Annotated in this window: 5 protein-coding genes; 4 read left to right on the forward strand and 1 reads right to left on the reverse strand. The window is 74.5% G+C overall.

The annotated features are described in order from the left end of the window. Nucleotides 1-218: 218 nt before the first annotated feature. From ABZ478_RS36500 to ABZ478_RS36515, 4 genes are all read left to right on the forward strand, one after another. Nucleotides 219-1592, forward strand: coding sequence for an ATP-grasp domain-containing protein (locus tag ABZ478_RS36500; protein ID WP_359556647.1), 1374 nt, complete (start codon nt 219-221; stop codon nt 1590-1592). Beyond that, nucleotides 1589-3601: a PEP/pyruvate-binding domain-containing protein gene (locus tag ABZ478_RS36505; RefSeq protein ID WP_359556649.1), complete on the forward strand. Its 2013-nt coding sequence runs from the start codon at nt 1589-1591 to the stop codon at nt 3599-3601. Before ABZ478_RS36500 ends, ABZ478_RS36505 begins: the two co-directional genes overlap by 4 nt. Before the next feature lie 8 nt (nt 3602-3609). Continuing rightward, entirely contained in the window at nt 3610-4956 is a 1347-nt protein-coding gene (locus ABZ478_RS36510) for an MFS transporter (RefSeq protein WP_359556651.1), read from the forward strand. A 152-nt stretch (nt 4957-5108) separates the two neighbouring features. Next, nucleotides 5109-6197: a hypothetical protein gene (locus ABZ478_RS36515; RefSeq protein ID WP_359556654.1), complete on the forward strand. Its 1089-nt coding sequence runs from the start codon at nt 5109-5111 to the stop codon at nt 6195-6197. Nucleotides 6198-6242: 45 nt separating this feature from the next. Here ABZ478_RS36515 and ABZ478_RS36520 read toward each other — a convergent pair whose 3' ends face one another. Beyond that, on the reverse strand, nt 6243-8342 hold the full coding sequence (locus tag ABZ478_RS36520; protein WP_359556669.1) for a prolyl oligopeptidase family serine peptidase: 2100 nt from the start codon (nt 8340-8342) through the stop codon (nt 6243-6245). Nucleotides 8343-8403 lie beyond the last annotated feature (61 nt).

Genomic DNA, 8403 nt, shown 5'->3' on the forward strand with positions numbered 1-8403 from the left:
CGCATCACCGTCCCCGCACAGGACGGCGAAGGCCTTCGGCAGTCGGGCATTTGCCTGAGCCGTTCGCGTATCACGGGCCCTCGGGCGGGGGTCGGGGCTGGTTCGCTTGAAGGAGGCGGTGAGACGGCGGGCGCGTACGGCGCAGTCGCGGTCCCGCCGTACGCACTTGGCGCATCACGCGCCTCAACCGACAGCGCGATCAGAGGAGTTGGATATTCGTGAGCAGGGTGCTGTACGTGCATGCCAAGGGCGGCCCCCCGGTGGGGCACGCTCTGACGCGGGTGGCCGCGAGGTCCGCGGTGCACCTGCTGGCACTCAGCGAGCTGCCCGCCGCCGTGGCGGCGGACGTCGGCGGGTTGTGCGAGTCGGTCGTCACGGCCGGGGACCTGCCGGCTTCGGACCTCGTCGAGCTGATCGCCGGGCGGGCGCGTGAGGTCGGCGCGGACGCCGTCGTCACGTTCTCCGAGTACGCGGTGGTCGCGGTCGCCGAGGCGTCCCGGCGGCTCGGGCTGCGTGGTGCGGGGCCCGCGGCGGCGCTGGCCCGTGACAAGAGGCTGATGCGCGCCGCCTGGGAGCGCCGCGAGATCCCTCAGCCGAGGTTCCGATCGGTCACGAACGCCGCCGAACTGGACGCCGCGGCGGCCGAGTTGTCGTACCCCCTGCTGCTGAAGGCCGCCTGGAGCGCCGGTTCGACGGCGCACCAGATCATCGAGGCGCCCGAGCAGGCGCGGGGGGCCTGGCAGCGGTCGCGGGCGGTGATGACGGAGTCGGCGCTGCTGGGGTTCGCGGAGCTCCATGTGGCGGGCGCCGGTGAGGACTTCATCATCGAGGAGATCGTGAGCGGCTGTGCCGGGGAGTGGTTCGACGGCTCGGGCTGGGGTGACTACGTCAGTGTCGAGGGCGTGGTCGTGGACGGCCTGTTCCGCCCGGTGTGCGTGAGCGGGCGGATGCCGACGGTGGCGCCGTTCACCGAGCGCGCCGGTATCACCCCGGCCGCGCTCGGCGGCGACGCCCAGGACCGGATCGTGGAACTGGCCCGGCGGGCGGTCGAGGCCCTGGGTCTGGAGAACTGCGGGACCCACACGGAGATCAAGCTGGGCGCGGACGGCCGGATGTGGGTCATCGAGACGGCCGCGCGGTTCGGCGGCGCGATGACGGTGCCGCAGATCGAGGAGGTCTTCGGGCTCGACCTGGTGGGCCTGTTCACCGATCAGCTGCTCGGCCGCTCACCCGCGTGGCCGGCGCGTGCGCTGACCGGCGAGGACGCCGAGGGTGCGGCCGGTTCCCTGGTGGTTCTCGCGGTGGACGGCGACGGCGCTCCGTGGGCCCGCCGTCATCTGTGGGACCCGGCGGCGGTGCTGCGCGGCGCGCCGATCGGGGCGGGCAGCTCGCTGTCCGTCGTCCACGAGAACTCGCTGCCGCAGGGCACCCCGGTACCGGTCTACGACCCGGCCGCCGGGGCCAACACGATGGCGGGGCTCTGCCTGTTGTCGGCCGACCGGCCGCAGTCGGTGGTCCGCGACCTCACCGCGCTGGTGGACGCCCTGCCGCGCCTCCTGCCCGCGCACGCCGGCGAGGGGGTGCGGGCATGACCCTCGCACTGGACGGAACGGGCGTGCCCGACGCGGCCGGCGACCGCACGGTCGTCGGGGCCAACCTCTCGCTGCCGCTGTTCCGTACCCTGTCCGGGGTGCTGGCCGGGCATCCCTACCTGAAGGTCGTGGTGGACCGCGCGAAGGACACCTGGCACCTGCTGGACACCCGGGTCCACCCCTTCCACGTCAACTACATCGCGACCCGTGTCCTCGGCCTGACGCTGGACGAACTCGACGCGGACCTCGACGCGTTCAACGCCTCCGTCTACACGGACCCCGAACGCCGCTTCCTGCTGGGCGTGTTGTCCCTGCACACCGACGAGGAGGCCGACGGCGCCGAGCGGCCCTTCCTGGTGCTGGAGACGACCGAGGCCGACACCATGCACGGCGCGCTGCTGGAGGAGTTCTACGGCTATGTGCGCGGGCGGGTCGACGGACGCCTGCCGCTGCTGCTCAAGCCCGCGAACCACGGGCAGGAGCACGAGCTGTCCCACGTCAGTGAGACACGGGTACCGCGCATCCTCAGCCACGAGCTGTTCGGCAACCGGACCCGGACCTGCCTCAACCCGGGCGAGGCGCGCGGCCGGCTGCGCTACTTCCGCACCCTCGCGGAGTACGAGGGCGCGGCCGGGGAGCTGGGCTGGTCGGACATCGTCGCGATGCCCTGCCCGCCCGACGACGTCCCGCGCGTCGCCGGGATCATCAACACGGCTCCCATCACGCCGCTCTCCCACACCAACGTCCTCGCCTCGGGCTGGGGCATCCCGAACGCGATCGTCCGCGATCTCGACGACGTCGTACGGCGCGACGGGCTCGACGGCGCGTGGGTGCGCTACCGCGCCGAGGAGGACGCCGTCACCCTGGAACGGCTGTCCCGCAAACCGGCCTTGACCAGGCCCGCCTGGCACCAGCAGCGGATCCGTCTGGAGGCGCCGTTCCTGGAGGACGCCCCGGTCCTCGCGCTGCACCGGCTGCGCGGCGCCGACCGGGACAGTTACGGCACCAAGGCGGCGAGCCTCGGGGAGCTGCACCACGTCCTGGACAGCCGCACCGCGGATCTGACCGCGTTCTACGCGCGTCCACGTCCGCCGCGGCCCGATCTGCTCGGCCACCTCGCCGCCCGGCTGGGCGAGCCCGGCACGTCGCGGGAGCGGCTGCGGGCCGCGGCGGCGGCACGGGTGGCGGAGACGGTCCGCGCACCCGAGGGCGTGGCGCTGCCGTTCCGGCTGCACCATCTCTTCCTCACCTCGTCGCCCGCGCTGCAACAGGGCATCGGCAAGCTGAAGATGGCGCTGGAGTTGGAGGCGTTCGACGTGATCGACTCCCTCGCGCTCAGCCTCCAGCAGCTGACGCGCACCACGCCGATGCCCGACGAGGTGGAACGCGCGATCACCGCGTCGGTGGCGCCGCTGTCGGACGACGGGCGCCGTCTGGTGGTGCGCTCCTCCTCCAACGCCGAGGACCTGCCCGGCTTCTCCGCCGCCGGGATCTACGACTCGGTCACCACGGTGCGCGGCACGGACCAGCTCATGGACGCCGTACGGCAGGTGTGGGCGTCGCTGGTGTCGCCGCGCAGTGTGCGCCTGCGGCACCAGGCCGGTATCCCGCTGGACGACACCTACATGGGGGTGATCGTCCAGGAGTACGTGCCGGCCGGTCTAGGGGGTGTGCTGGTGACCTGCAATCCGACCCGCCGCGAGGACTTCCGCAACGTGTACATCAACTGCGCGCCGGGCTCCCCCGAGCGGGTGGTCGACGGCACGATCCTGCCGCAGCAGTACCTCTACAACACCGTGGAGGGCGGCGGGCGCACGGTCGACGTCGGCTCGTCGGGCGAGGACCTGCCGGCCGCGACCCGTGCCGCGCTGGCCCGACTGGCCCTGGCCGGACGGCTGCTGCAGTCGCACTTCGGGGCGGACGACCCCGACGGCGCCCTGGACATCGAGTGGCTCATGACGGCCGAGGGGGCGTTCCGTCTGGTCCAGGTCCGCCCCTACTCCCGGTGAGGCCCGGTATGCCGTCCCCGCGCCTCACCTCACCGGCACCGGTCCCGAGCCCGGCCGCGCGCCGCGTCATCCGCCTGAACAACGGGTTCCAGCTGCTGTTCAACCTGTTGTGGTGGATGCCCGTCTTCTACGCCTACCAGCGGGACGCGGGTCTGTCCGACGACCAGATCTTCGGCATCCAGAGCATCTACTACATCGCCTTCTGCCTCTTCGAGATACCGACCGGAGTCGTCGCCGACCGCATCGGCGCCCGCAACTGCCTGAGCGCCGGCGCGGTGGTCATGACGGCGGCCAACCTGGCGCCGGTCCTGTCCCCGTCGTACACGGGCTTCCTGGTGCACTTCCTCGCCATCGCCGCCGGGCGTTCGCTGACGTCGGGGGCGGCGAGCGCCTATCTGTACGACGGTCTGCGGGCCGAGGGGGCGCAGGCCCACTATCTGCGGGCCGAGGGGACGGCCCGGGCCCTCGGGCTCGCCGCCAAGGTGGTGTGCTGGCCGCTGGTCGGGCCCCTGATGACGCTGGCCCCGCAGACCCCGTACGTGCTCAGTGCCGTGAGCGCGGCCGGTTCCCTCGGTTGCGCGCTCGCCCTGCCACGGCTCGCCGCGCCCGGGGGCGGCCAGGTCCGCCCGGGCGCGCGGGCAGGGCGTGACGGCAGCCTTCTGCGCGACACCCGGGCCGCCCTGCGGGCCCTGCGGTCGTCACCGTGGCTGGCCCTGCTCATGGTGCAGGGCGTGGCCGTCTTCACGCTGTCCCGGATCTGCCAGGTGAACCTGTTCCAGCCGGTGCTTCTGGAGCACGGCATCGGGGAGAGCGCGCACGGCGGGGTGCTCGCGGCGATGACGGTAGCGGAGGCGGTGACCTCGGCCCGGCCCCAGTGGCTGGGCCGCCGGCTGCCGCCGGTGGTGTGGGTGTCCCTGCTGAGCGTGGCGCTCGCCGCGACGCTCGCGGGCACCGCCGTCGGCGGCCCCTGGACCGTGGTGGCGCTGTTGTGCGCGTTCGCGGCGATCACGGGGTTCGTCTATCCGGTGCAGCGCAAGCTCGTCAACGACGCCATCCCGGCGGACGCGCCGCGGGCCACGCTGCTGTCGGTGGAGAGCATCGTGGACCGGGGCGTGTGCGCGCTCGCCGCGGTCGCCGCGGGCGCCTATCTGGCGGCCGGGCGGCTCGACGCGCTGCTCTGGCACAGTGCGGCGGTCACCTGCGTGCTGATGCCGGTGCTTTTGCTGTCACTGCGCCGCACCCGCTCGCGAAGTGGCCGCCGGGACAAGGCACATGCCGCCGCGGCCCCGGCGGCACCGCTCGCGGAGGAGCCGGTCCCGCTGCCCGTCGACGAGGGCGCCGCGCCCCGCCCCTGAGCATGGCCCGGCACCGGAGGCCGGCCGGACCGCCCGGCCGGCCATGCCTTTACTTCGTTGCCGATCATGTAAGAAACTGGTGCGCCCGCGCCTGTTCGGCCTCGCGAGACGGTGCCCCCACCCCGGCTCCACGTACCCGGTGAAGGACGCCCATGCGACGCTCCACCCTGATCACCCGCGCCCTCGGCGGCGCCGCCCTGGCCTGTGCGACCGTGGCCCTGTCCCTGGTCTTCGTACGCTACGACGCTCCCGCGCCGCGCTGGGACATCCTGTCGGCCCTCGCGGCGGGCCTGGTCACGGCCGGCGGATGGGCGCTCGCCAGCCGTGCGGCGCCGAGACTCAGCCCGGGTGGGCCGGCGGCGCCGGAGCAGGTACCGCCGTCGCCCCGCCGGCTGCCCCTCCCCGCGCGCCGGCCGGGCCGTACGACGGGTGCCGTCCTTCTCCTGGTGACTCCGCTGGTGCTGAGCCGGCTGGCCGCCGGTTCGGGCGGGGTGCTCTCCGGAGTGGTGATCATCCTCGTGCTCGTCCTGACGGTGAAGACGCTCCTCTTCGCGCGCCGCCAGGTCAGCCAGGCCGCCGTCCGGGGCAAGTTGCGGGTGCTGGTGGACGACGCCGCCCGGGGAGAGCTGCACGCCGTCCGGGCCCGGGCCGGACGGCCCGTGAGGATGCGGTACAGCGAACGCGGTTCCAAGCCGGGCGAGTTGAACGTCACGCAGTACCACTGGCTCGTCCTCGAGGCCGAGGGCCGCGAGCTGAAGCTCGCCGCCCCTCCCGAGGAGGTGGGCCGCGCGGCCCTGTGTCTCGGCGGGCAGGAGGGCTGGCTGTGCTGGCCGGAGCGGTGGAAGCTGATCGAGGACGAGCTGCCGGCCGCGTTCGTCGCCGACACCGGCGAGGTGGTCATGGGCCTCGCGGACCCGGACGAGGCACGCCCGTACCTCGACGGCTCCCACCGGCCCGCCGTGTCCGGGCGCCAGGTCCGGCGCCTGCCCCGCACCACCGGGTTCGCCGGGGCCGTGCACGGCCCCGTCCTCGGCGGGGCCCTGCTCGCGGCCCTGATCACCACGCCCGTCCTGTACTTCGGCCCCGACGGGATGCCCTGGGCGCTCGACTGGCTCCTGTGCGCGTCGGCGGCGGCCGCGCTCGTCGTGTTCCCGCTGCGCGGAGTCGGCCAGGCGTCCCAGGCCCTTCCCGAGGGTGTCTCCTGGACCGTCGAGGAGGAGTCCGACCCGTCGATCGCGTGAGCCGGGCGGCGGCCCGACGCGACCGGCCTTGCGCGACGGGGCGGGTCAGGCGGGCCGGCTCGTCAGGTGCCGCTGGATCCAGTCGGCGGCGGACCTGCGGAAGAGGCGCCGGTTGTCGGCCCGGCGGAAGTCGTGCCCCTCCTGACGCAGCAACAGAAGCTCGGCCTCCAGGCCGCGTTCCCTCGCCGCTCGCACGAACTGCCGCGACTCTCCCACCGGCACGTTGGTGTCATGTTCGCCGTGCACGGCGAGCACCGGTACGCGCAGGGCGTCGACACGGCTCATCGGTGACAGGGAGCGCAGCAGTTCGTGGTCGCGTTCGGGGTGCCCGTACTTGTGGGCGGCCGACTCGGCGATCCACGGTTCGGTACCGGCGAAGAACGTGGTGAGGTCGGACATCCCGCAGACCGCCACGCCGGTGCGGAACAGCTCCGGATGCCAGACCAGGGAGGCCATCGTCAGATAGCCGCCGTAGGAGCGGCCCATCACCGCGAGACGCCGGGGGTCGGCCAGGCCCGCCACGACGACGTGGGCCGCGCAGGCGGCCACGTCCTCGATCGCGGCGAACCGGCTGGTGCCGAGATCCGCGTCCACGAACGAACGGCCGTAGCCGGACGAGCCGCGTACGTCGGGGGCGAAGACGTCCAGTCCACGGCCGAGCAGCTCGTGGTAGAGGGTCTGCAGGACGGGGCGCTCCTGTTCCTCGGGGCCGCCGTGCAGATGCAGGACGCAAGGGGCCGCCTCGCCCGGGGAGCGGCCGGGCGCCCTGTAGTACCAGCCGCCGAGGGCGAGCCCGTCCCGGGCGACGGGGCGGACGGGAAAGGGCTGCACGGGCGCGTGGCCGGCGTCGGGGACGGCGTCCTCGTCGCGCGAGGACCAGGGGGTGCGCTGGGCCGAGGCGTGCGGCAGCCACCACACGCCGGGCCGCCGCCGCGATCCCGACAGGGCCACGACGGGGCCGTCGGGATCGGGGGCGGGCGCCAGCCGGGTGACCACCTCGTGGGGCAGCGGGATGCCGCGGGAGGTCCAGGCCGAGGGCGCGGCGACGCGTCGCAGGGCGGCCGGACCGTCCCCCTCGGGGACGCTCGCGGGCAGCTTGGTGATCTCCAGCTCGCTCACCCCGCGCACGTTCCAGGACAGGACGGCGTGCCGCCCGTCCCGGTGCAGGCTGAGCAGTTCCAGGTCGCAGTCCGGGCGGGCGGCGACCGGCCACTGCGCCAGCCGCTGCCCCCGCCGGCCCAGCCGAACCGCGAGGAGCGCCGCGAACTCCCGGTCGCTGTCGCTGCGCAGCCACACGGTGCGGCCGTCCGGGGCGAAGCCCCCGATCCACGGATCGCCGTCGGCGACCCGGACGGCGCAGGTGACGGCCCGGTCCCGGCGGCGGACCACGAGCGCCTCGCGGCGGCCGCGCGGGCCCCGGCGCAGCAGGGCGAACCTGCCGTCCCGGCTGAGCCCGCAGACGCGCAGGGTCGGTGCGCCCGCCTCGCTCGCCACCAGCACCGGCGCGGTCGCGCCCTCGGGGTCCACGAGGTAGGCCGCCAGCGCCCTGGGCCCGGGTTCCCGCGACGGCGACGTGCCGGGCTCCTGAAGCACGGTCGTGTCGCCTCCCCGCGGGGCGCCGAGCGGCGTTCCGCCCAGCAGGACCGCGCGGCCGTCGCGGCCCGCCCAGCCGCCGGTGTGGGCGGGTTCGGGGAGGCCCGCGACCGGCCCGTCGGGTGCGGGCCGGCTCTGTCCGGCGGGCGCGGGTTCGGTGAGCGTCACCGCGATCGCCGAGCCGTCGTGCGTCCAGCAGCCCAGGTAGGCGGAGGCGCCGGGCTCGCCGCCGGCCAGCAGCCGGCGCCCGGTGCCGTCGGGGCGTACGCACAGGACCCGGGTGAGTTCACCGCCGCCGGGGGCCGTGGTGTAGGCGATCCAGCGGCCGTCCGGCGACCAGGAGACCTCGGTCACCGGGTCGGGGTCGGCGTCCAGCAGCCGTGCCTCCTCGCCGTCGACCGGGCCGGTCCACAGTTGCGGCACCCCGGTCCGGTCGCAGATGAAGGCGACGTTGCGGCCGGCGGGGTCCACGGAGGGGTACCAGCAGCCGTGCGCGGTCAGCCGCTGCGGTACGTCGTGCGCGGCGGCGGCGTCGTCCGCGTCCTGGGCCACGACGAAGCCGCGGTGCGCGTACCGCGTCCGGCCGGTCTGCAGGGTCCATGCCGCGTCCTGG

It is taken from the genome of Streptomyces sp. NPDC005706 (assembly GCF_040631045.1).
Lineage (GTDB): Bacteria > Actinomycetota > Actinomycetes > Streptomycetales > Streptomycetaceae > Streptomyces.